Here is a 24,997-nt window from a genome sequence, read left to right on the forward strand (position 1 = left end):
GGTAGCCTTCACTCGGCTTCTGCTGGAACCCACACACTGACACTGCCGCCATTGGTGGGAAAGACGCCCTTGCCGCTGTCGTCAAGGGTGACATGTTCCTCGCGGTGCTCGAGAAAGTCGCGCCAGACCGCGCCTGCATGGTCCGGGCCAAGATCGATCTGCTTTTCCGTCGGCTCGCCATTCGACATCACCACCACACAACCCGGCGCATCGGCGGTGCCGTGGCGGATAAAGGCGATGCAGCTTGGATCATCGAGAATATCCGTCTGCGCACCGTTGGCGAAACGGCTGCGTGCCTCGATAAGCTTCGGCAGGCATTCGATTGCCGGCATGTCGATCTTATGTTCGTTGCCGTCATTTCCGGTGTCGGTGTAGCTCGTGCCGAACAGATCGGGATAAAAGACGCAAGGCACACCCTGTTCGCGCAACAGGATGATGGCATAGGCCAGAGGCTTGAACCATGGCTCAACCGGCGCTTCGAGAGACTGCAGCGGCTGCGTGTCATGATTGTCGACCAGCGTAACGGCATGGTCGGGAACCGCCGAGAGCAGCGACCCGTCGAAGATGGTGCGCATGTCGAAATCGCCACCCTGTTTTGCGGCGTCGTGGAAGCGGTGGTGGAGGGCGACGTCGAAAAGCATCAACTGCTTGTCGACCAGTTCGAGATAGCTTTTCAGCGCTTCGATATCGGGATGCCAATATTCCGCCACGACAAAAAGATCGGGATCGACCGTCTCACGCATATGGCCGACCCAGTCACGGAAGAACCACGCCGGAATATGTTTGGCGGCATCCAGACGGAAGCCGTCGACCTGCACCTGCTCGGAGAGCCATCGGGCCCAATATTTGAGTTCTTCGTAAACCGCCCGGTTTCTGAACTCGACGTCAGCGCCCATCAGATAGTCGAAATTGCCGTTTTCCTGGTCGACTTCCTCGTTCCATTCCCCATCGCCATAGTCGTTGACGAGGCGGAAAATACCGTCTTCCGTCGGCTCCTCGATGTGGTCCACACCGCTGAAGCATTTCAGGTCCCAGATAAATTTGGAGTGTTTGCCGTTGCGGCCCGGAAAGGTGAAGCGTGTATAGGCGAGCGCCTGAAAATCTTCATCGTCTATCTCGGTACGGTCTTCTGGATTGACGCGGCGAACCCGGACTTTCTCCTTCTCATCCGCCCCCATCTTGTGGTTGAGAACCACATCATGGATGACACGGATGCCGTTTTCCTTCAGCGTCCGGCCGGCGTGTTCGAGTGCGGTGCGATCGCCATATTTGGTGGCGACGGTGCCCTTCTGATCGAATTCGCCGAGGTCAAAGAGATCATAGGTATCGTAACCCACCGAATAACCACCGGCAGCACCCTTGTAGGCCGGTGGCAGCCAGATATCGGTGATGCCCATTTTGGCAAGGCTTTCGGCCTTTTCGGCCACCTCGCTCCATAATTTCCCTCCGTCCGGATAATACCAATGGAAGAATTGAAGCAAGGTGCGTCCGGCCATATTTCCCTCACGATGGTTAGCAGGTCGCGCCATAAACGGCCCGGTGGCGAAAGAGTTCCGCCGCCGGAGATGCGCGATCTGCAATTGTGAGGCCGGCAGGTCCGGCGTATATTAGCCGGCTACGTCGAGGAGGGCTGCGCCCGCCTGCAGATAGTCGCCTTCCTTGACGATCAGGCGCACTTTGCCGGCCTTGGTGGCGACAATTTGCGTCTCCATCTTCATGGCTTCCATAACGGCCAGAAGATCGCCTTCGGAAACCATATCACCGTCTTTCACCTTGAAAGATTGCAGCGTGCCGGAAACCGGGGCAGTGATTTCGCCCTCATTTTCCTTGGTCGCAGCACCGGGAGCAGCCGTATTCCCGCCGCTGACGGCACCAAGCCCTGATAGCAGCAGGCTCGGCAGGCCGACGGAGACGCGCTTGCCGTCGATTTCCAGAAAGGTGCGGGTGATCGACGGATCATCGGCCGGTGCCGGGCGTTCCATGGCATCCGGCATGGCGGCGAAATCGGTCTCGATCCAGCGGGTATGAACCTTGAATCCATCCGTGCCGATGAAGTCATCAGTCTCGATCGCGGCGCGATGAAACGGCAGAACCGTGGCGATACCCTCGATGCGGAATTCCTTGAGCGCGCGGCGGGCACGACGCAGGACCTGATCGCGATCCACACCGGTGACGATGAGTTTGGCCATCAGCGAGTCAAACACTCCCGGTACGCTGGAGCCGCTGACGACACCGCTATCCATACGAATGCCGGGGCCGGAGGGCGCATCGAAAACGGAGATCGAGCCGGGCGTCGGCAGAAAGCCGCGGCCGGGATCTTCGGCGTTGATACGGAATTCCATCGAATGGCCGCGCGGTTCCGGTGTTTCAAGCACACGGAGCTTATGGCCCTCGGCAATACGGAACTGCTCTATGACGAGATCAATGCCGGTGGTTTCTTCGGTAACGGGGTGTTCTACCTGCAGGCGGGTGTTGACCTCGAGGAAGGAAATCGTGCCATCGACGCCGAGCAGGAATTCGACGGTGCCGGCACCGGAATAACCAGCAGCAGCGCAGATTGCCTTGGCGGCGTCATGGATTTTCTGCCGCTGCTCGTCGGACAGGAAGGGGGCCGGAGCCTCTTCGATCAGTTTCTGGTTCCGTCGCTGCAGTGAGCAGTCGCGGGTGCCGAGCACCAGGACATTGCCGTGCTTGTCAGCGATAACCTGCGCCTCGATATGGCGTGGGCGGTCGAGAAAGCGCTCGAGAAAACACTCACCACGACCAAAAGCGGCCGTTGCCTCGCGAACGGCGGATTCGTAGAGATCGGTGATCTCTTCCATCTTCCACGCAACTTTAATGCCGCGCCCGCCGCCGCCATGCGCCGCCTTGATGGCGACGGGCAGGCCATGCTGTTCAGCGAAGGCGGTAACTTCCGCAGCCGTTGAGACCGGGCCGTCACTGCCGGCAACCAGCGGTGCGCCGACGCCGGTAGCGATGCGCCGTGCTTCGACCTTGTCGCCCAATGCCTTGATAACCTTCGGGTCGGGGCCGATCCAGATCAGTCCGGCATCAAGAACAGCCTGCGCAAATTCGGCGCGCTCGGACAGGAAGCCGTAGCCGGGATGGACGGCATCAGCACCGGCGCGTTTGGCAATTGCGATCAGCTTGGTGATATCGAGATAAGTCTCGGCCGGGCGCACGCCCTCCAGCGCATAGGCCTCATCCGCCAGCCGGACGAAAAGCGCATCCTGATCGGGATCGGCATAAACGGCGACCGATTGCAGGCCGTAGTCGCGACATGCGCGGATGATCCGGACCGCGATCTCGCCGCGATTGGCAATCAGCACTTTTTTCATCGCTCTTCTCCTCGGAATTATGTGTTTTTGGCCGCGATTTCGGCGAAGGGGCCGATCGGGCGGAACTTGATTTTGGCGTTGACGGGGATTTGTCCCGCAAGATCGAGATGATATTCCGCCACCGCGCCGATGACGGGATAACCGCCGGTCAGCGGGTGATCGGCAAGGAAGAGAACCGGCTGGCCGCTATGCGGAATCTGGATCGCCCCGGTCGCCGTGCCCTCGCTCGGCAATTCGGCGCTGTCCTTACGTTCCACTGCCATTTCGCCGGCAAGGCGGATGCCCACCCGGTTTGATTGCGGGGTGACCTGCCAGAGCTGGCTGGTCAGGGTCTCAAGACCCTTCTGTGTGAACCAGTCGGTGCGCGGTCCAAGAACGACATCGAGCGTCACGACATCGCCGGTTGCCGGCGGATCGAAAGCCGGAACCTCGTCAGTCGAAACGCTGGAGAGGCCGGTCTTTTCACCCTTCAGCGGCAGGATTGTGCCGGCGATTACCGGTTCCGGTCCAACCACGGCGAGCGTATCCGTTGCATAGCTGCCGAGCACCGGCGCAACGTCGAAACCGCCGCGCACGGAAAGATAACAGCGCATTCCCTTTGGCGGTTGGCCGAATGTCACCACATCGCCGGGCTCCAGAGAGACGGGGACATGCGGCTGCGCCGTGAAACTGCGATCTGCCGTCTTGATGGTAACCGGGCAGGGTGCGCCGGCCGTACCGATAACGGTGCGGCCTGTGCTCCTGAAGGAAAAGCCACCGAGCGTCAGTTCGAGACAGGCTGTGTTGGCGGGATTGCCGACGATACGGTTCGCCGCATTGAACGCGCCGCGATCCAGCACGCCGGAAGCCGATACGCCCTGCCCGGTCTGGCCGAAGCGGCCAAGATCCTGAAAGATGGCGGGCATGGGTGCGGCGAGTACTTCGAAATGCGGGCCTTCTTTTATTGGCTCTTTTTTGGAGCTGCGCGGTGCCATGGAATGGACATCGACCGTTCTGCCGGCCTTGTCCATGTCGACGAAACGCACGCGATAACCGGGCTGGAAAAGCGCGCCGGGATCGCGGTCGATATCCCACATCTTCACCGGCGTGGTGCCGATGATCTGCCAGCCGCCGGGGCTGTTTTGCGGATAGACGCCGCTGAAAGCGCCGGCCAGCGCCACCGAGCCGGCCGGAATTCGGGTACGCGGGCTTTGCCGGCGCGGCACATGCAGGGCCGGATCGCCGCCGACCAGATAACCGAAACCGGGCGCAAACCCGCAAAAGGCCACGGTGAATTCGCTTTCGGTGTGGCGGCGGATGACCTCTTCGACGCTCATGCCGGTCAGTTCGGCAACGTCTGCGAGATCCTCGCCATTATAATGGACGGGGATTTCCACGAGATCGTCCGAAGGCGCGATTTTTGCCGAGAGATCGCGACTTGCCAGCCGCGCGGCCAGCGCTTCGGCATCGATCTTCTCAGGGCGGAAACGGATCATCAGGGTACGGGCAGCCGGCACTGTCTCTTCAATGCCTTCCACCGGATCGTTCTGAAGCGAGGCGAACAGCGCCAGCGTTTCATCGAGATCGGCAAGTTCGACAAGAATGGTGGTGAGGCTGACAGGGAGAAAACGCATCATGTCCTCACGCGTGATAGGCTGAATCGGGAATATCGGTGATGAACATGTGTCCAGGCGCGTGGGTGATCGCAAACGGCACACCGGACGCCATCACGGCGGCCTGAGGGGTTACGCCGCAGGCCCAGAATACCGGAACTTCGCCCGGTTCGATCCGAACCGCATCGCCGAAATCAGGCTTTGCGAGGTCAGTGATGCCAATTTCTTCCGGCGCGCCGACATGCACGGGTGCGCCATGTACCGCCGGAAAACGTCCGGAAATGGTGGCCGCATCGGCGACGCGCGATGCCGGGATCGGTCGCATGGAAACGACCATGTTGCCCTTCAGCCGCCCAGCCGGACGGCAGGGCCGGTTGGTGAGATACATCGGCACGTTGCTCTTGTTGGTCATGTGGCGGATTTCGATGCCCGCTTCGACCATCGGCGTTTCGAAGGTAAAGCTGCAGCCGATCAGAAAGGCGACGAGATCATCACGCTCCGCCCAGGCGGCCTTTGCATCCGCCGTTTCCTCTACAAGCTTGCCATCCCGCCAGATACGGTAGAGTGGCAGATCAGTCCTGAGATCGGCACCCGGCGCCAGAAGCGTGGTGGGCGAGCCGGGATCGGAGACATCAAGCACCGGGCAGGGTTTGGGATTGCGCTGTGCATACAGCAGAAAATCGAAAGCCCAGTCGCGTGGCAGCACGATCATGTTCGCCTGTGTGAAACCGGGGGCGATGCCGGAGGTGGGGGCGATGAGGCCGTCGCGATATGTGGCGCGAGCCTTTCGCGCCGCTTCCGCGTCGGTGTGGTTGAGATAGGATGTCGGTATCGTCATTGGCCGCTCCTTTCAGCGATCGGATGCGAAGGAGCGGATTGTTATGCCTTCCGCTTCGAAACGGCGGCGGATTTCCTGGGCGATGGCGACCGCGCCGGGGCTGTCGCCATGCACGCAGATGGATTGCGCCTCGATTTTTATGATGCTGCCGTCGATGGCTTCCAGCGTTCCCTCGCGGGCGAGCTGCACCATACGATCGGCGATTTTTGCCGCGTCATGCAGAACGGCACCGGCTTCCCGGCGCGAAACGAGCTGACCCTGAGGTGTATAAGCACGATCCGCGAACGCCTCTGCGACAACAGAAAGGCCAGCCTTGCGGGCAAGATCGAGGATAGGCGCATTGGCAAGGCCCATCAGCACCAGCGAAGGATCGATAGCCTTGATACCGTCAATGACCGCCTGCCCCTGCTTCGCATCATTGGCGATGCGATTGTAAAGCGCCCCATGCGGCTTGACGTAGCGCACCGTGGTTCCGGCGGCGGCGGTGACGCCCTTCAGTGCGCCGATCTGGTAGATGACATCGGCAATCAGTTCTTCCGAGGTCACGTCCAGATCGCGGCGGCCGAAGCCGACGCGGTCCGGATAGGAGACATGGGCGCCGACGACCACGCCTTTTTCGGCAGCGGCCTTGACGGTGCGGTAGATGCCGGCAGGGTCGCCTGCGTGAAATCCGCAGGCAATGTTGGCGCTGGACACGATGGCGAGCATCGCCTCATCGTCTCCCATGCTCCACGCACCGTAACTTTCGCCAAGATCGCTGTTGAGATCGATAGCGGCCATGTTTGCCTCCCTTTGGTGTTTACAGGCCGAGCAGGCCGAAGATGGTGCCGGCGGACTTGTAGCCCATGTACCATGTCAGTGCGCAAGTCAGCACGCCGAGCCCGAGCAGAATGCGCGAGTAGCGATGGCCGCCCATCAGGTCTTCGCGCTTCCATGCGGCAAACAGGAAAATGCTGAGGCCTATGGGCAGGATGAGACCGTTCAGGCCGCCGACGAAGACCAGCATGGCCGCGGGTGGCGTGGTGATCAACAGGTAGCAGACGAGCGAGACGGCGATGAAAACGACCGTCGCCATATTGCGGGCGCGCTCGCTCATATCCTGCTTGAAGACGGGCAGGAACGAGACGGATGTATAGGCTGCGCCGATGACGCTGGTGATGGCCGCTGCCCAGAAGATGATGCCGAAGAGCCGGAAGCCGAGATCGCCCGCGGCGGAGCGGAAGGCCTGCGCGGCGGGGTTGGCGGCCTGGCCCGAGGTATCGATGATGACGCCGCTGGCGACGACGCCGAGAATGGCGAGAAACAGCACGTAACGCATGATGCCGGTGACGGCGATGCCGGTCAGCGCGGCGCGGTTGACGGCGGGCAGGTTTTCAATGCCGACCATGCCCCGGTCCAGCAGGCGGTGTGCGCCGGAATAAGTGATGTAGCCGCCGACGGTGCCGCCGACGATGGTGGTGATGGTCGCGAAGTTGATGGTATCCGGCAGGAAGGTCTGGCGGAAGGCGTCGCCGACGGGTGGCGCGGAAACGAACGCTACATACAGCGTCAGCACGATCATCAGGATACCGGCGAAAATGATGAACCGGTCAACGGCAAGACCCGCGCGCTTGGAAACGAAGATGGCGATGGAGAATATCGCGCTGATAGCACCGCCGATTTTCGGGTCCAGTCCGAAAATGGCGTTCAGACCGAGGCCGGTGCCGCCGATATTGCCGATGTTGAAGAACAGGCCGCCGATAATGACGAGAATGGCGAGCAGGTAACCGGCGCCCGGAATGGCCGCATTGGCGATGTCGGAAGCGCGCATCCGCGTCAGCGTCACGATGCGCCAGATGTTGAGCTGGACGACAAAGTCGATGAGGATGGAGGCAAGAATGCCGAAGGCAAAGGCGGCGCCGAGCTGGTTGGTGAAGGTCGCCGTCTGCGTGATGAAACCGGGACCAATGGCCGATGTCGCCATCAGGAAGATCGCTCCCATCAGGGACGCGCGTTTGGACATTTTTGTGCCGGCAGTCGGGGTGAGCTTTTTCTGCTCCATGGATTTTCTCCGCTCCTGTCGCAATCCGCCCCTCGCGGATGCTTTATGCGGTTGATCTTGTCCGGTTCTGTGAAATTGTCAACTTTGTTGAACAATATAAAGTTATCGTTCTTTCATTTTGTCTATTTGTTGGACGTTATGGCCATGATTTAATCACGTTTTTTTCGTGCTTTGCTAATGCTTTGTGCTATGGGCAATCATGCCGTGTCCGAACATGCCTGTCACGGAATTCCCGATGCTGCATTGCTCTTAAGAAAGGGGCGACATGACGGAAACGATAGAGGCTCTGCCGCTTGCGGATCGATTGGCCAAGGGTATCCGTACCCTGCTGATCTCCGGCGAGCTGATGCCGGGACAGCGCCTTTCAGAGGCAGCCTTCAGTGAGCGTTTCGACGTGTCGCGCAATTCATTGCGTGAAGCCTTCCGGCTTCTGACGAAGGATGGGCTGTTGCGCCACGAGGCCAATCGCGGTGTGTTCGTCGCCGTTCCGACCATGGCTTCGGTGATCGACATTTACCGGGTACGGCGCATGGTGGAATGCGGCGCGTTGCGTCAGGCCTGGCATAAACATCCGGCCATTCGCATCATGCGTGCAGCGGTCGAGGATGCCAAGGTGAAGCGTGAAACGGCTGACTGGCTGGGCGTGGGCAGCGCCAACATGAAGTTTCACGCCGCCGTGGTCGATCTTCTCGACAGCGCCCGCCTCAGCGATTTTTACGAGCGTATCGCCGCTGAACTCAGGCTTTGTTTCGGCTTGTTGAAAGATCCCGAACAGCTTCATTCGCCCTTCGTGGACATGAACAGCAAGATCCTGTCGCTGATGGAAGAGGGCAAAGCGGCCGATGCCGGCAATGAGATGGAAATCTATCTCAATCTCTCCGAGCGTACGGTTTTGAAGGCGCTCGAACGCGCCGTCGAACACGCATCCTGATAGGGCAGGCGGCAGGGGAGAGAAAGTCCCTTGGCGCTCCATCCATTTTTGCATCCGCAGCCGATTGCCAAGTTTGCTGCGCTGCGTCATCAATGCTGACATGACGCTTCGCGACCTCACCATTCTTGTCATAGACGAAAACGCGATCCGCGCCTCCATCATTGAGGAGGGGCTGCGCGAGGCCGGCTATCATCGCGTCACGGTCATCCATGAAGTGATCGGGGTGGCGCGTACTATCGAGACGCTGCAGCCCGATGTCATCTTCATCGATCTTGAAAATCCCAACCGTGACATGATGGAGCATCTGTTCCAGCTTACCCGCACGGTCGGCCGGCCGATTGCCATGTTCGTCGATCGCTCCGACACGGCCTCCATCGAGGCGGCCGTCGAGGCGGGGGTTTCGGCCTATGTCGTCGATGGGCTGAAGAAGGAGCGGGTCAAACCCATTCTCGATATGGCGGTCAGCCGCTTCAACGCTTTCAGCCGCCTGCAACGGGAACTTGCCGAAGCAAAATCGGCGCTGGAGGAGCGCAAGGTCATCGAGCGCGCCAAGGGCATCTTGATGAAGATGCGTGGTCTTTCCGAAGAGGAGGCCTTTGCGCTTTTGCGGCAAACGGCGATGAACGAGAAAAAGAAAATTTCCGAGATCGCGCAAAGCGTGGTCACCGCGGCCGGTTTGTTGATGTGACAAAGGCCAGTCGGACAGTGTGGAGTGTATGATATGGCGGCACCGGGAAAGACGGCGGGATCAGATAGCGTAGCGACTGGTGCGCCAGCCATTTTTGGCAGTGACCGTCAGAAAGTCCTGCGTGCCGGTTTTATCCCGCTTGTCGACGCCTCCGTTCTGATTGCGGCGGCCGAATTCGGTTTTGCCGAGCGTGAAGGCCTGTCACTCGATCTCGTCAAGGATGTGTCCTGGGCGAATGTGCGCGACCGGCTGGCGTTCCGGCAATTCGACATCGCCCATATGCTCTCGCCCATGCCCGTCGCCTCGATGCTCGGGCTTGGTTCCAACCCTTCACCAACGATCACGCCCTTTTCGCTCGGGCGCGGCGGCAATGCGATCACGCTCTCGACCCGGCTGTTTGCACGGATGAAGACATTGACGGGGCTGTCTGAAACGGCGGGCGCACTCGAAAACGCCAAGGCCTTGAAACGGGTGCTCGATGATATGCGGGCGCGCGGCGAAGCGCCGCCGACGCTTGGCATGACCTATCCGTTTTCGTCGCATAATTACGAATTTCGCTATTGGCTCGCGGCCGGCGGTATCCATCCCGATCACGACGTCAAACTGGTGGTGGTGCCGCCGCCTTTGACGTCGGATGCGCTCTCGGCCGGCGCCATCGACGGTTTCTGTGTTGGTGCGCCGTGGAACATTGTCGCCGCCGAGCGTGGTGTTGGCAGGATCGTCGCCGCCAAGCAGGATTTGTGGCCGTCGGCACCGGAAAAGGTGATCGGTATGCGGCCCGAATGGGCGGAAAGCCAGCAGGAAACTGTCGGCCGGTTGCTGACGGCGCTCGATGCCGCCGCGCGCTGGTGCGATCTTGCGGAAAATCACGACGAGCTGAGCAGGGCGCTTGCTGACTCCCGCTACATTGGCGCACCTGAAGGCATCATCCGCCGGGTGCTATCAGGCGAATTCAGCATCGACAGCCAGGGCAACCGCCGGGTGATCGACAACTATTTCATCTTCCACGGCGGCCATGCCAATTATCCGCGCCAGAGCCAGGCATTGTGGATTTACAGCCAGATGATCCGCTGGGGGCAGGCAGAGTTTTCGCAGGCGGACATGGATGCGGCCCTTTCCGCCTATCGGCCGGATATTTATCGGGCGGCGCTGGGAGAGACCAATGCACCTGATGATGCCGACATCCGTATCGAAGGGCGGGAAGAGGGCGACCGTTTCGTGGATGGTTTCGTGTTCGATCCAGCTGACATTGAGGGTTATGTGAGTGGCTTTACCGTGCGGACATCCGCGCCGTTTTCCCCGTCCTCCGGAGAGGCGTGACCGACGCCTGGCCTGCAGGCTGCGCAAATTTCAAGCGCGAAATTTTTTTCTTTGCACAAACTAAAGACAAAATAATCGATGATTAAAATTTAATCACGAATTCTACTCTTAAAATTATTGTTTGTTTTCAATGTTATAATTCTAATTTCATGAACTGGCACGCTGCTTGCTTCTCCTTGTTTGCACCGGTCAACGGCGATCGGTGCAAGCAGGGCGCGGCATAGGCGCTTTCGAAGACATAGACGTCGCAAGGTTTTGCTGCCCGGAACACCTCCCGTTCCGAAGGCGCGAATACCGAGCGGCGTTTTTTTATTTTCAGGATTTTTCGCAAGCGAAAACGTCACCGCACAGGTGGCCCAATAAGGGGAAGATGCGAATGAAAAAGATATTCTCGGGCGATGTCAGTCGCCGCACGATCTTGAGGACGACAGCCACGGCTGCTCTCGTCACCGCCATCCGCACCGCCTTTCCGTCGGGTGCTTTCGCAGCCACCGCTGAGCCGGAAGTGAAAGGTGCCAAAATCGGCTTCATCGCGCTCACCGATGCCGCGCCGCTCATCATCGCAGCGGAAAAGGGGCTGTTCGCCAAGCATGGCATGCCTGACGTCGAGGTTCTCAAACAGGCTTCATGGGGGGCTACGCGCGACAATCTCGTGCTCGGCGGCGCATCGAACGGCATTGATGGCGCGCATATCCTGACCCCGATGCCCTATCTCATGCACACCGGCAAGGTGACCCAGAACAATGTGCCGGTGCCGATGACAATCCTCGCCCGCCTCAACCTCGACAGCCAGGGCATTTCCGTCGCCAGGGAATATGCCGACACCGGCGTCCAGCTCGATGCTTCCAAGCTGAGAGCGGCTTTCGAGAAAAAGAAGGCCGAAGGCAAGGAAATCAAGGCTGCGATGACGTTCCCCGGCGGCACGCATGATCTGTGGATCCGCTACTGGCTGGCTGCCGGCGGCATCGACCCGGACAAGGATGTCTCCACCATCGTCGTTCCGCCGCCGCAGATGGTCGCCAATATGAAGGTCGGCAATATGGACGTTTTCTGCGTGGGTGAACCCTGGAACGAGCAGCTCGTCAATCAGGGCATCGGTTTCACCGCCTGTACCACCGGAGAACTCTGGAAGGGCCATCCGGAAAAGGCGCTCGGCATGCGCGCCGAGTGGGTGGAAAAGAACCCCAACGCCACCAAGGCGCTGCTGATGGCGGTGATGGAAGCGCAGCAATGGTGCGACGAGATGGCGAACAAGGAGGAAATGTCCACCATTCTCGGCAAGCGCCAGTGGTTCAACGTTCCGCCGAAGGATGTTCTTGGCCGCCTCAAGGGCAATATCAATTACGGCAACGGCCGGGTGCTGGAAAATACCGGCCTGCAGATGAAGTTCTGGCAGGACCACGCCTCCTATCCCTTCCACAGCCATGACAGCTGGTTCATCACCGAAAATATCCGCTGGGGCAAATTCGCGCCCGATACCGACGTGAAGGCGCTGGTTACGAAGGTCAACCGCGAGGATATCTGGCGCGAAGCAGCCAAGGATCTCGGCGTTGTCGATCTGCCCGCTTCCACCTCGCGCGGCAAGGAAACCTTCTTCGACGGCAAGGTCTTCGACCCGGAAAACCCATCCGCTTATCTCGAAAGTCTTTCTATCAAGGCGGCCTCCTGAGGAGGAGACCGGGTGTCGCCCCTCATCCGCCAGTTGCCGCCGTTCACCGGCTGAGACTGAAGATCGGGTGAGGGGCGAGACCCCGACCGCAACCGACATCAAAAGGAAACGCCTATGTCCGCATTGGCCCGAAAATTCAACGAAGAGCCGCAGCAGCCGGCAGCGCAAAAGGCAAACGTCGTGGCGCTTACGCCCAAACACCCGTCGCGGATCGATCTGCGCAAATGGGGTGCGGCAGCGGCCCGCAACACCATACCACCGCTTGTCGTCCTCGCTATGCTGCTCGGCGTCTGGCAGCTGTTCTGTTCCGCCCCCGGTTCGTCTTTGCCGCCGCCGAGCCAGGTCTTCGAGGAAAGTTACGATCTCATCGTTTCGCCGTTTTTCCATAATGGTTCACAGGATATTGGTCTGGGCCTGCGTGTGCTGGTTTCGCTGGAACGGGTGGCTTACGGTTTCGGCCTTGCCGCCATTGCCGGCATCATCATGGGCGCGGTGATCGGCCAGTCGGTCTGGGCGATGCGCGGTCTCGACCCGATCTTTCAGGTGCTGCGCACCGTGCCACCGCTTGCCTGGTTACCGCTTTCGCTGGCTGCCTTTCAGGACAGCAATCCATCGGCGATTTTCGTGATCTTCATCACCTCCATCTGGCCAGTCATCATCAATACGGCGGTCGGCGTGCGCAACATTCCGCAGGATTACCGCAATGTCGCGCAAGTGCTGCGGCTGAACCAGATCGAGTTCTTCTTCAAGATCATGCTGCCATCGGCAGCACCTTACATCTTCACCGGTCTGCGCATCGGCGTCGGTCTTTCGTGGCTGGCGATCGTTGCGGCGGAAATGCTGACCGGCGGCGTCGGCATCGGCTTCTTCATCTGGGATGCGTGGAACTCCTCGCGCCTGCCCGACATCATCGTCGCGCTCGCCTACATCGGCGTCGTCGGCTTCATGCTCGACAAGCTGGTGGCGGCGCTTGGCAAGATCATCACCCGCGGCGCTGCGGCAAACTAGGAGGGCGACGATTATGAACGCTTATCTGAAGCTTGATCATATCGACAAATATTTCGACAAGGGTGGCGCGCGCGCCGAGGTGCTGAAAGGCATCAATCTCACCATCGAAAAGGGTGAATTCGTCTCGGTCATCGGCCATTCCGGCTGCGGCAAGTCCACCATGCTCAACCTCATTGCCGGGTTGACGAAGGTTTCCGCCGGTGCCGTTCTTCTTGAAAACCGGGAGGTCAACGAGCCCGGCCCGGAGCGCGCCGTCGTGTTCCAAAACCACAGCCTGCTGCCGTGGCTTTCGGTCTATGAAAACGTCAACCTCGCCGTGGAGAAGGTGTTCAGCAGGACAAAAACACGGGCCGAGCGGCATGACTGGGTCATGCGCAATCTCGATCTCGTGCAGATGGCGCATGCGAAAGACAAGAAACCTTCGGAAATTTCCGGCGGCATGAAACAGCGCGTCGGCATTGCCCGGGCGCTCGCCATGGAGCCGAAAATTCTGCTGCTGGACGAGCCTTTTGGCGCGCTAGATGCGCTGACACGCGCCCATCTTCAGGACGCGGTGATGGAAATCCACGCCCGGCTTGGCAACACCATGGTCATGATCACCCATGATGTCGACGAGGCGGTGCTGCTCTCCGACCGTATCGTGATGATGACCAACGGTCCCGCCGCCCATATTGGCGAAGTGCTCGACGTGCCGCTGGCGCGCCCGCGCCACCGCATCGAGCTTGCATCCGACAAGACCTATCTCAAATGCCGCGAAGCCGTGCTGAAGTTCCTTTACGAACGTCACCGCTTTGTCGAAGCTGCGGAGTAACGACTATGGCGCAAAAACTCGTCATCATCGGTAATGGCATGGCGCCGGGGCGCATGCTGGAAAACCTGTTCGAAACCGCCCCCGGCCTTTACGACGTCACAATCTTCAACGCCGAACCGCGCGTCAATTACGACCGCATCATGCTCTCGCCGGTGCTCTCAGGCGAAAAGAGCTATGAAGACATCGTCATACACAATGACGAATGGTATGCGGCTAATAATGTCACCCTGCACAAGGGCGCTAAGGTCTCCGGCATCGACCGGGATAAAAAGACCGTCACCAGCGAAAACGGCATCACGGCCTCCTATGACAGGCTGGTCATTGCCACCGGTTCGCTGCCCTTCATCATTCCCGTTCCCGGCCATCAATTGCCCGGCGTGCTCGCCTATCGCGATCTCGACGATGTGACGAAGATGCTGGAGATTGCCAAGGGCAAGGGCCGCGCCATCGTCATCGGCGCGGGTCTTCTCGGGCTCGAAGCGGCTTATGGCCTGAAACGTCAGGGCATGGACGTCACCGTCATCCACCTGATGCCGACGATCATGGAACGCCAGCTCGATCCGGCAGCGGCCTATCTCCTTGAAAAGGCGCTCAACGAACGCGGCATCGACATCATCACCAAAGCCAATACCAAATGCATTCTCGGCGAGGAGAAGGTCGAGGGCATCGAGCTGGAAGACGGCCGCGTCATCAAAGGCGACATGGTCGTTATGGCGGTCGGCATTCGTCCGGCCTCGGGTCTGGCGAAAGAAGCGGGCATCGCCGTCAATCGCGGCATCGTCGTGGATGACGGCATGATGACGTCGGACGCTTCGATCTATGCGCTGGGTGAATGCGCCGAACATCGCGGCATGTGTTATGGCCTCGTCGCCCCCCTTTATGAATCGGCGCGCGTGCTGGCAGACAGGCTATGCGGCGGTTCGGCCGAATATCACGGCTCCGTCACCAATACCAAGCTCAAGGTCACCGGCATCAACCTGTTTTCCGCCGGCGATTTCGCAGAAGGTGACGACCGTGAGGAAATCGTGCTGCGCGATGCCACCGCCGGCGTCTACAAGCGCCTGATCCTGCAGGAAAACCGCATCATCGGTGCGGTTCTTTATGGGGAGACGGCGGATGGATCATGGTTCTTCGACCTGATGAAGAAATCGACCGATATTTCCGCCATGCGCGAAACCCTGATCTTCGGCCAGGCCTATCAGGGAGGGTCCCCGCTGGACCCTATGGCGGCCGTTGCAGCCTTGCCGGATGATGCGGAAATCTGCGGCTGCAACGGCGTTTGCAAGGGTAAGATCACCTCGAGTATCACCTCAAAGGGGCTGACGTCTCTGGACGATGTGCGCGCCCACACCAAGGCGTCGGCCTCCTGCGGCAATTGCACCGGCCTTGTCGAGCAGCTGATGACGCTGACGCTGGGCGACAGCTACAATCCCGCCGCCGTACAGCCCATGTGCAAATGCACCGATCTCGGCCATGACGATGTGCGCCGCCTCATCAAGGCCAAGGGCCTGAAGACTATTCCGGCCGTGATGCAGGAGCTGGAATGGAAAACCTCCTGCGGCTGCGCCAAATGCCGGCCGGCGCTCAACTATTACCTCGTCTGCGATTTCCCGGACGAATATGCCGACGATTATCAGTCGCGTTATATCAATGAACGCGTCCACGCCAACATCCAGAAGGACGGCACCTATTCAGTCGTGCCGCGCATGTGGGGCGGGGTTACCTCTTCCTCCGAGCTCAGGGCGATTGCGGATGTGGTCGACAAGTTCGACATCCCGATGGTGAAGGTGACGGGCGGGCAGCGCATCGACCTTCTCGGCATCGAGAAGGAGGATCTGCCGGCGGTCTGGTCCGATCTCGGTAAGGCCGGTTTCATTTCCGGTCAGGCCTATGCCAAGGGGCTGCGCACCGTGAAAACCTGCGTGGGTGAACAATGGTGCCGCTTCGGCACGCAGGATTCCACCGGGCTCGGTATCCGCATCGAAAAATTCATGTGGGGTTCGTGGACACCCGCCAAGCTGAAGCTTGCCGTTTCCGGCTGTCCGCGCAACTGCGCCGAGGCCACCTGCAAGGATATCGGCGTCATCTGCGTCGATTCCGGTTTCGAGATCCATTTCGCCGGTGCGGCCGGTCTCGATATCAAGGGTACGGAAATCCTCGGTCTCGTCCCCACCGCGGATGAGGCGCTGGAGCATATCGTGGCGCTCACACAGATGTACCGCGAACAGGCGCGCTACCTCGAGCGCATCTACAAATGGGCCAAGCGCATCGGTTACGACGAGGTTCGCCGCCAGATCATGGACGATGCCGACAAGCGCCGGGCCTATTTCGACCGCTTCGTCTTCAGCCAGAAATTCGCGCAAGTGGATCCCTGGTCGGAACGTGTGTCCGGCCACGACAAGCACGAATTCAGGCCCATGGCGGCAATCGGTTTCAGTGAGGCAGCGGAGTGAGAGCGATGGACAGCAACTGGATCGATATAGGCGATATCTCCGACATTCCGCTGCGTGGTGCGCGCTGCGTAAAAACGCCGATGGGCAAGATTGCCGTGTTCCGCACGGCGGAAAACCAGGTCTTCGCCATCGAGGATCATTGCCCGCACAAGGGCGGCCCGCTGAGCCAGGGCATCGTGCACGGTGCTTCGGTGACGTGTCCGCTGCACAATTGGGTCATTTCATTGGAAACCGGCAAGGCGCTGGGGGCGGATGAGGGGGAGGTGAAGACCATCCCCGTCCGCAATCTCGATGGCCGGCTTTCCATCGCGCTTGAAACTTTGATGATTGCGGCGGAGTGAATTTCGATGGCGGCGAAGATACCCCCCTCTGTCCTGCCGGACATCTCCCCCACAAGGGGGGAGATCAATTGCTGCACAAACCTCTCTCCACGGTCAGCGTCGCCGACCATAGAGATGGAGCGAGAAGCCTGCAGCTTGTCGATCTCCCCCCTTGTGGGGGAGATGTCCGGCAGGACAGAGGGGGGTAAACGCCTCGCATTGAGAGGGCAAACCCATGCCCGTTGAAACAAAAACCACCTGTCCTTATTGTGGCGTCGGCTGTGGCGTCATCGCCACCGTCAACGACAATGGCGTCGTTTCCGTCAAAGGCGATCCGAACCACCCCGCCAATTTCGGCCGCCTGTGTTCGAAGGGTTCTGCTCTGGCAGAGACCATCGATCTTGACGGTCGCCTTCTCCACCCGGAAATCCACGGAAAACCCGCAACGTGGGACGAAGCCCTCGACCTCGTGGCGTCGCGCTTCTCTGAGACCATCGCCGAACACGGTCCGGACTCGGTTGCCTTCTACGTCTCCGGCCAATTGCTGACGGAGGATTATTATCTCGCCAACAAGCTGATGAAGGGTTTCATCGGTTCGGCCAATATCGATACCAATTCAAGGCTTTGCATGTCGTCTTCGGTCGCCGGCCATCGCCGCGCTTTCGGAGCCGATACGGTGCCGGGCACTTATGAGGATCTGGAGCTCGCCGATCTGGTGATCCTCACCGGTTCCAACCTCGCATGGTGTCATCCGGTCCTCTATCAACGGCTGGCGGCGGCGAAGGCGCTGCGGCCGGACATGAAAGTCGTGGTTATCGATCCGCGCCGGACGATGAGCGCCGATATCGCCGATATGCATCTCGCCATCCGGCCGGATGGAGATGTGGCGCTGTTCACCGGCCTCCTGGCGCATCTTTCCGGCAGCGCCGCGATCGACAATGCTTATGTGCAAAACCACACGGCCGGCTTCGACGACGCCATTCAGAACGCAGGCGAGCATAGCCTGCCGGAGATCGCCGAGGCCACCGGCCTGACAATCGCGGAGCTGATGTCCTTTTACGAATTGTTCGAACGCACGGAAAAAACCGTCACCTGTTACAGCCAGGGCGTCAATCAGTCAGAGAGCGGCACCGACAAGGTCAACGCCATCATCAATTGCCACCTTGCCACCGGCCGCATCGGCAGGCCGGGCATGGGGCCGTTTTCGCTAACCGGCCAGCCCAACGCCATGGGCGGGCGCGAGGTCGGCGGGCTGGCCAACATGCTGGCCGCCCATATGGCTATCGAAAATGCCGAAGATCGCGATCGCGTGCAGCGTTTCTGGGCCTCACCCGCGATTGCGCAAAAGCCCGGCCTGAAGGCGGTGGATATGTTCAGGGCGGTGGCCGGCGGCCGCATCAAGGCGTTGTGGATTATGGCGACCAACCCCGTCGTTTCCATGCCGGATGCAAGCGCCGTTGAAGCCGCGATCAAGGCCTGTCCTTTCATCGTGGTGTCCGATGTCATGGCTGACACCGATACCGCCGGTCACGCCCATGTGCTGTTGCCATCGCTCGGCTGGGGGGAGAAGGACGGCACCGTCACCAACTCCGAACGGCGTATTTCCCGCCAGCGCGGTTTTCTGGACGCGCCCGGTGAAGCGACGGCCGACTGGTGGCAGATGGCGGAAGTGGGCCGGCGGATGGGTTTCGACGCTGCCTTTGCCTACCGGCAAGCGTCGGAGATTTTTGCCGAACACGCCGCTCTTTCCGGCTTCGAGAATGCAGGAAGCCGTGATTTCGATATTAGCGGGATTGGACGGGATTCTTACGATGCGATGACGCCCTTTCAATGGCCGAAAGCCGCACACGGTGGCAACGCCGAGACGCGCTTTTTCGCGGATGGCCGTTTTTACCATCCCGATGGCAAGGCGCGGTTCATCGCCACCACCTTGCCGGAGACCGGCAAAACATCGCCTGATTATCCGCTGACACTGAATACGGGCCGTATCCGCGATCAATGGCACACCATGACCCGCACCGGCAAAAGCGCGCGGCTGACTGCCCACATTGCCGAGCCATTCGCCGAACTTCACCCGCGTGATGCGCAGGTGCTGGGCATCGAAAGCGCTGATCTGGTGGAGCTGGAAAGCCCGTATGGCAAGGTTCTGCTGCGCGCACTGGTCAGCGAAAGACAGGCGCGCGGATCGGTCTTTGCGCCGATGCACTGGAACGACCAGTTCGCATCACGGGCGCGCATCGATGTGGTTGTCGCGCCGGTCACGGATCCGCATTCCGGCCAGCCCGCTTCGAAAAATGTGGCGGTGAAGGCAAGGCTTTTCGAAGCAAAGGCCTATGGCTTCGCCATCTCCCGCACCCGACCCGATGCGCCGGATTCTGCCTATTGGGCGATTGCGAAGGCGGAAGGCGGCTATCGCATGGAGCTTGCCTTCGAGGAAGAGCCGCATGACTGGACGCTCTGGGCGCGGCGGGTTTTCGGCATCAATGTCAGGATCGAGCCGCTCGGTTATAGCGACCGACAGACGGGTGATCTGCGCCTCGCTTTTTTCGATGGTGAGACTCTCTTGGCAGCGCTGTTCATCGCCAATCAGCCGGTGGCCGTCGCCCGCAACTGGGCTATCTCGCAATTGACCGAGCGCCATGAGGATTTGCGCATGCGCTTTGCGCTGGTCGCCGGTCGTCCCGGTGCCGGACGCGCCGATCCGGGTGCGACGGTCTGCTCGTGCTTTAATGTTGGGGTCAATCAAATCACTGCCGCCATCCGCGATGGCTGTCACAGTGTCGAAGCCATCGGCAAAGCGTTGAATGCCGGAACCAATTGCGGCTCCTGCCGCGCCGAAATCAGGGGGATCATCGATGGATGCCTTAAAACCGCAGCGGAATGAACCGGCGCGCATGGAAAAGCTGGCAAAATTGCCGGTCTTCTGGGGGCTGGAGGGTAAACGTGTGGTGCTGGCGGGTGGATCGGATGGGGCCGCCTGGAAGGCGGAACTGCTGCTTGCCTGCGGCGCGAAGGTGCATGTTTATTGTGCCCGAAGCGATTTGTCGGAGACCTTCAACGCACTTGTCACAAAAAGCCCGGCCCTGATTTTTAACGACCACCTGTGGCATCCCGGCATATTCGAAAACGCCGAACTGGCGCTGGCGGATTGCGAAACGTATGTGGAAGCTGAAGCCTTTTATGCCGCCGCGCGGGCGGCCGGTGTTCCCGTCAACGTCATCGACAAGCCGGAATTTTGCCAGTTCCAGTTCGGCTCCATCGTTAATCGCTCGCCGGTGTTGGTGTCGATTTCCACCGATGGTGCGGCCCCCATTCTGGCGCAGGCAATTCGCCGGCGCATCGAGACGTTGCTGCCGCTGGCGCTGAAGGATTGGGGCGCGCTTGCCCAGACGATCCGCGAGCGCGTCAATCTGCGGCTCGCGCCCGGCCCGTCGCGGCGATCTTTCTGGGAAAAATTCGTCGACCGGGCTTTTACCGAAAGGCTGGATGAGAGCAGCGAAGAACGGCTGCTGATGGATATCGGAACGCAGACCGCGCGCACGGGCTCAGGGCGCGGACTTGTGACGCTCGTGGGTGCCGGTCCGGGCGACGCCGAGCTTCTGACGCTGAAAGCAGTTCGCGCCCTGCAGGCCGCCGATGTCATCTTATTCGATGATCTCGTGTCAGCGGAGGTGCTGGAACTGGCGCGGCGGGAGGCGAAGCGGATGCTGGTCGGCAAGCGCGGTGGCCGGGAAAGCTGCAAGCAGGAAGACATCAACGACATGATGATCCGCCTCGCCAAGGCCGGCAAACGGGTGGTGAGGCTGAAATCCGGCGATCCGATGATTTTCGGGCGCGCCGGTGAGGAGATCGCCGCGCTGGAGGCCGAAAATATCCCGGTAGACGTCGTGCCGGGCATTACCGCCGCAAGTGCTATGGCCTCCCGCCTCGGCGTCTCGCTGACGCATCGCGACCATGCCCAGTCTGTCCGCTTCGTCACAGGTCATTCGCGGCAGGGAAAGTTACCGGAGAATATCGATTGGGCATCGCTCTCCAATCCCGCCGTGACCACCGTTTTTTATATGGGCGGCCGAACCGCAGCAGCTATCCAGTCTTCCCTGCTCGCTAGTGGTATGCCCGCCTCGACGCCGGTTGCGGTGATGATTTCCGTCAGCCGGGCGAATGAACAGCGCTGGTGCGGTTCGCTCGCGCAATTGGCTGCGGCAGTCGAGAGACTGGGCGTGAACGAACCCGTGCTGATCGGCATCGGTGATGCGTTCGGCGCCTTGTCTTCGGGATTTTCCGCTATCGATATACAGGGGCGGCTGGTTCAGAAAGCCGGCTAATAAGTTTGCGCGCAACGTCGTTGCGTGTTTCAGGCAAATTCGCTGACAGGTAGAACGCGCTACTACAAACCTTCCCTTGACATTGGTTTTTCGTTCGCTCTTCAATAAAACGAAAAAATTGAAAGAGGAGGGAGGGTGAAATGCTGCTCACACCGCGTCAGGATGAAATCGTTGCGCTGGCGAAAGCGAACGGGCGGGTACTGGTCGACGAGCTGGCGGCGCGCTTTTCGGTGACCCCCCAGACGATCCGCAAGGACCTGAACGATCTCTGCGATACCAGGGTGCTGACGCGCATCCATGGCGGCGCACTTTTTCCAAGCGGCAATGAAAACGTCAAATACGAGGCGCGCCGCGCGATTGCTTCTATCGAAAAACAGGCGATCGGGGCCGCTGCCGCTGCCCTCATCCCCAACAACTCGTCGCTCTTCATCAATATCGGCACAACGACCGAGTCGGTGGGTGAAGCGCTGGCGGATCACCACGAATTGATGGTCATTACCAACAATATCAATGTTGCCAACAGGTTGCGGGTCTTCCCCGGCATCGAGGTGGTGATTGCCGGCGGCGTGGTGCGCGGTTCCGATGGCGGTATCGTCGGTGAGGCGGCGGTGGATTTCATCCGCCAGTTCAAGGTCGATTTCGCCGTCATCGGCGTTTCGGCCATCGATGAGGACGGCGCCTTGCTGGATTTCGACTTCCGCGAGGTCAAGGTCGCGCAGGCGATCATCTCCAATGCCCGCCATGTCATTCTGGTGTCGGATTCGCTCAAATTCGAGCGCACGGCCCCGGTGCGCATCGGTCATCTTTCGCAGGTGCATACCTTTATTACCGATCATTGTCCTGTTGATTCGATCCGTTCCATCTGTGCCGATCATGACGTTCGACTGATTGAAACCGAGGCGCAGAAGTCCTGATCCTGCGCAATTGGAATTTCGTTTGACATTCGTTTTGTCTTCGAATTAGATGATCGTGCTTTCAATATATCGATGAGGAGAGCGTCGATGAAAGCGCGGGAGAATTCATGTCTGACGAGGCAATCCACGATATTTTCGTGATCGGCGGCGGCATCAATGGCTGTGGTATTGCGCGTGATGCCATTGGCAGAGGTTACTCCGTCGCACTTGCGGAAATGAACGATTTTGCCTCCGGCACCTCTTCAGCGGCAACCAAACTCATCCATGGCGGTTTGCGCTATCTTGAACATTACGAGTTTCGTCTGGTGCGCGAGGCGCTGATGGAGCGTGAGGTGCTGTGGGCCATGGCGCCGCACATTATCTGGCCCATGCGTTTCGTTCTGCCATTCCAGAAGGGCGGCGTGCGTCCGGCCTGGCTCGTGCGTCTCGGACTTTTTCTCTATGATCACCTCGGCGGCCGTAAGCTTCTGCCCGCGACCCGTTCGCTCGATCTGCGCCGCGATCCCGCCGGAAAACCGCTGAAGCCGATTTTCGCCCGCGCTTTCGAATATTCCGATGGCTGGGTGGACGATGCCCGGCTTGTGGTGCTGAACGCCCGCGATGCCGCCGATCGTGGCGCTTTGATCCTCAACCGCACACAGGTGGTTTCGGCGCGACGCGAAGGCGCATTCTGGCGGGTCGAAACCAAGGGTGCTGCCGGCGAAACCGCGACCTACCGGGCGCGCATGCTGGTAAATGCCGCCGGGCCATGGGTGGACAAGGTTCTGGCTTCAACATTCGGGAAAAACAACGTTCACAATGTCCGCCTCGTGCAGGGCAGCCATATCATCGTGCGCAAGAAGTTTGCCGATCCGCGCGCCTATTTTTTCCAGAATCCGGACGGGCGCATCATCTTCGCCATCCCTTACGAGCAGGATTTTACGCTGATTGGTACGACGGATCGCGACTATACCGCCGACCCCCGCGCTGTTAAGATCACCGCGGAGGAAATCAGCTATCTTTGCAGCGCGGCCAGCGAATATTTCGCCGAGCCGGTGACGCAGGACGATATCGTCTGGACCTATTCCGGCGTGCGGCCGCTGTTTGACGACGGCGCGTCGAAAGCGCAGGAAGCGACCCGCGATTATGTGCTGAAAACTGATGGAGCGGAGGGGGAAGCACCTTTGCTCAATATTTTCGGCGGCAAGCTCACCACCTATCGGCGGCTTGCCGAACATGCTCTTGAAAAAATCGGCGATGCGCTGGGTGAAAAGGGCGCGCCCTGGACGGCGGGTTCGCATTTGCCGGGCGGAAACTTCGGTGCCGAAGCTTACAGCGCAGAGGTTTCGGCCCTGCGGTTACGATATCCTTTCCTTGATGAGCGTCACGCCAAGCGGCTCGTCCGCTGCTACGGAACGGATGCCGCGGCGATGATCGGTTCTGCCACGGAGGCGGCAGCACTGGGCCGTCATTTCGGCGGCACGCTTTATGAGGCCGAGGTCCGCTGGCTGATGGCGCGGGAATGGGCGCTGACGGCGGAGGATATTCTGTGGCGCCGCACCAAGCAGGGGCTTTTTTTCATCCCTGAAGAGGTGCGCGGGCTGGAGGATTATATCGAAGACATTGCAGGGGAACGCTTGAAGGCAATCTGACGATCCGATCGAAAAGCGGAGGAGGCTTTGGATCACCATGCTTGAATTGCGAAACGTCTCGAAGATGGCCGGCAGTGAATATCATATTCACCCGACCGATCTGACGTTGCAGCGCGGAAGCCTGAACGTCCTGCTTGGACCGACACTTTCGGGCAAGACGACGCTGATGCGGCTGATGGCCGGGCTGGACAAGCCGAGCGGTGGCTCGATCCTTTTCAACGGTGAGGACGTGACGGGCTGGCCGGTGCAGAAGCGCAACGTCGCCATGGTCTATCAGCAGTTCATCAATTATCCCGCACTCAGCGTTTACGAAAACATCGCCTCGCCGATGCGGGTCGCCGGCAAGGATCAGGCGACGATCGACAGGGAGGTCAGGAAAGCCGCTGAGCTTTTGAGGCTGACGCCCTTTCTTGACCGCACACCGCTCAATCTTTCCGGTGGCCAGCAGCAGCGCACGGCGCTTGCCCGCGCCATCGTCAAGAATGCCAATCTGGTGCTGCTCGATGAGCCGCTGGCCAATCTCGATTACAAGCTGCGCGAGGAACTGCGCGAGGAGTTGCCGCGCATCTTTGCGGAATCCGGCGCGATCTTCGTTTATGCCACCACTGAACCTTCCGAGGCGCTGCTGCTGGGCGGCAATACCGCGACGCTCAACGAAGGGCGGATAACGCAGTTCAGCCGCACGATCGATGTTTACCGGCATCCGGTGGATATCGTGACGGCGGAAATTTTTGCCGATCCGCCGCTGAACACCATCGAGGTCGTCAAGACGGGCGGCGCTTTCACCCGCGCCGATCATGCCGTGGTGGTAGTTCCAGCGCATCTCGCCGCCATGCCGGACGGTCCTGTGACCATCGCCTTCCAGCCGCACCATCTTTTCCCCTATGCGAAGGGAGAGGCGCGGCAATCCATCCGGGCGCGGACGCTGATTTCGGAAATCGCCGGATCGGAGAGCTTCGTGCATGTGGAATTTTCGGGCCGGCGCTGGGTCATGCTGGCGCATGGCATTCACGATATCGAACCGGACAGGGACATCGAGCTGTTTCTCGATACGCGGCATCTGATGGCCTTTGACGCGAATGGTCGCGCCATTGGCAAAGCGGCTTGAGGGAGATCGG

At 60.0% G+C, this 24,997-nt stretch carries 19 protein-coding genes; 13 read left to right on the forward strand and 6 right to left on the reverse strand.

What is annotated here, in order from left to right; genetic code table 11:
• Window positions 1-8 precede the first annotated feature (8 nt).
• From amyA to DXT96_RS08295, 6 genes are all read right to left on the reverse strand, one after another.
• Window positions 9-1,496, reverse strand: coding sequence for an alpha-amylase (gene amyA / locus DXT96_RS08270; protein ID WP_153514257.1), 1,488 nt, complete (start codon window positions 1,494-1,496; stop codon window positions 9-11).
• 111 nt (window positions 1,497-1,607) lie between these two features.
• A complete protein-coding gene (locus tag DXT96_RS08275; protein WP_153514258.1) occupies window positions 1,608-3,338 on the reverse strand; it encodes a biotin carboxylase N-terminal domain-containing protein in 1,731 nt (576 codons plus the stop codon).
• A 17-nt stretch (window positions 3,339-3,355) separates the two neighbouring features.
• Window positions 3,356-4,951: a 5-oxoprolinase/urea amidolyase family protein gene (locus tag DXT96_RS08280; RefSeq protein ID WP_153514776.1), complete on the reverse strand. Its 1,596-nt coding sequence runs from the start codon at window positions 4,949-4,951 to the stop codon at window positions 3,356-3,358.
• Window positions 4,952-4,958: 7 nt separating this feature from the next.
• On the reverse strand, window positions 4,959-5,768 hold the full coding sequence (locus tag DXT96_RS08285; protein WP_153514259.1) for a putative hydro-lyase: 810 nt from the start codon (window positions 5,766-5,768) through the stop codon (window positions 4,959-4,961).
• Between the two features lie 12 nt (window positions 5,769-5,780).
• Window positions 5,781-6,548, reverse strand: a complete 768-nt coding sequence (locus tag DXT96_RS08290) for a LamB/YcsF family protein (protein WP_153514260.1) — start codon at window positions 6,546-6,548, stop codon at window positions 5,781-5,783.
• Between the two features lie 19 nt (window positions 6,549-6,567).
• A complete protein-coding gene (locus tag DXT96_RS08295; protein ID WP_149899681.1) occupies window positions 6,568-7,809 on the reverse strand; it encodes an NRAMP family divalent metal transporter in 1,242 nt (413 codons plus the stop codon).
• Between the two features lie 265 nt (window positions 7,810-8,074).
• Here DXT96_RS08295 and DXT96_RS08300 point away from each other — a divergent pair, with 265 nt between their 5' ends.
• The 13 genes from DXT96_RS08300 (at window position 8,075) to DXT96_RS08360 (ending at window position 24,987) form a co-directional block, all read left to right on the forward strand.
• Complete coding sequence (locus tag DXT96_RS08300; RefSeq protein ID WP_149899680.1) at window positions 8,075-8,740, forward strand: GntR family transcriptional regulator; 666 nt, start codon at window positions 8,075-8,077, stop codon at window positions 8,738-8,740.
• Window positions 8,741-8,840: 100 nt separating this feature from the next.
• Window positions 8,841-9,428 carry an ANTAR domain-containing response regulator gene (locus DXT96_RS08305; protein ID WP_149899679.1) on the forward strand — a complete coding sequence of 196 codons (588 nt, stop codon included), beginning with the start codon at window positions 8,841-8,843 and terminating at the stop codon, window positions 9,426-9,428.
• A gap of 33 nt (window positions 9,429-9,461) precedes the next feature.
• Window positions 9,462-10,748, forward strand: coding sequence for a CmpA/NrtA family ABC transporter substrate-binding protein (locus tag DXT96_RS08310; RefSeq protein WP_153514261.1), 1,287 nt, complete (start codon window positions 9,462-9,464; stop codon window positions 10,746-10,748).
• Window positions 10,749-11,124: 376 nt separating this feature from the next.
• Window positions 11,125-12,417 (forward strand): CmpA/NrtA family ABC transporter substrate-binding protein, encoded by a 1,293-nt coding sequence (locus DXT96_RS08315; protein WP_153514262.1) that lies wholly within the window; start codon window positions 11,125-11,127, stop codon window positions 12,415-12,417.
• A 114-nt stretch (window positions 12,418-12,531) separates the two neighbouring features.
• Window positions 12,532-13,425, forward strand: coding sequence for a nitrate ABC transporter permease (gene ntrB, locus DXT96_RS08320; RefSeq protein WP_153514263.1), 894 nt, complete (start codon window positions 12,532-12,534; stop codon window positions 13,423-13,425).
• A 13-nt stretch (window positions 13,426-13,438) separates the two neighbouring features.
• Entirely contained in the window at window positions 13,439-14,236 is a 798-nt protein-coding gene (locus DXT96_RS08325) for an ABC transporter ATP-binding protein (RefSeq protein ID WP_153514264.1), read from the forward strand.
• A 5-nt stretch (window positions 14,237-14,241) separates the two neighbouring features.
• Window positions 14,242-16,689: a nitrite reductase large subunit NirB gene (gene nirB, locus DXT96_RS08330; protein ID WP_153514265.1), complete on the forward strand. Its 2,448-nt coding sequence runs from the start codon at window positions 14,242-14,244 to the stop codon at window positions 16,687-16,689.
• Between the two features lie 5 nt (window positions 16,690-16,694).
• On the forward strand, window positions 16,695-17,030 hold the full coding sequence (nirD, locus tag DXT96_RS08335) for a nitrite reductase small subunit NirD (RefSeq protein ID WP_003505867.1): 336 nt from the start codon (window positions 16,695-16,697) through the stop codon (window positions 17,028-17,030).
• Window positions 17,031-17,244: 214 nt separating this feature from the next.
• Window positions 17,245-19,893, forward strand: a complete 2,649-nt coding sequence (locus tag DXT96_RS08340; RefSeq protein WP_153514266.1) for a nitrate reductase — start codon at window positions 17,245-17,247, stop codon at window positions 19,891-19,893.
• A complete protein-coding gene (cysG, locus tag DXT96_RS08345) occupies window positions 19,865-21,334 on the forward strand; it encodes a siroheme synthase CysG (protein ID WP_194287604.1) in 1,470 nt (489 codons plus the stop codon). Before DXT96_RS08340 ends, cysG begins: the two co-directional genes overlap by 29 nt.
• Window positions 21,335-21,474: 140 nt before the next feature.
• On the forward strand, window positions 21,475-22,248 hold the full coding sequence (locus tag DXT96_RS08350) for a DeoR/GlpR family DNA-binding transcription regulator (RefSeq protein WP_153514267.1): 774 nt from the start codon (window positions 21,475-21,477) through the stop codon (window positions 22,246-22,248).
• Window positions 22,249-22,355: 107 nt separating this feature from the next.
• Window positions 22,356-23,879, forward strand: coding sequence for a glycerol-3-phosphate dehydrogenase (glpD, locus tag DXT96_RS08355; protein ID WP_153514268.1), 1,524 nt, complete (start codon window positions 22,356-22,358; stop codon window positions 23,877-23,879).
• Window positions 23,880-23,916: 37 nt separating this feature from the next.
• Window positions 23,917-24,987, forward strand: coding sequence for an ABC transporter ATP-binding protein (locus tag DXT96_RS08360; protein WP_153514269.1), 1,071 nt, complete (start codon window positions 23,917-23,919; stop codon window positions 24,985-24,987).
• The last annotated feature ends 10 nt before the right edge of the window (window positions 24,988-24,997 follow it).

The organism is Agrobacterium sp. ICMP 6402 (genome assembly GCF_009498615.1).
Lineage (GTDB): Bacteria > Pseudomonadota > Alphaproteobacteria > Rhizobiales > Rhizobiaceae > Agrobacterium > Agrobacterium burrii.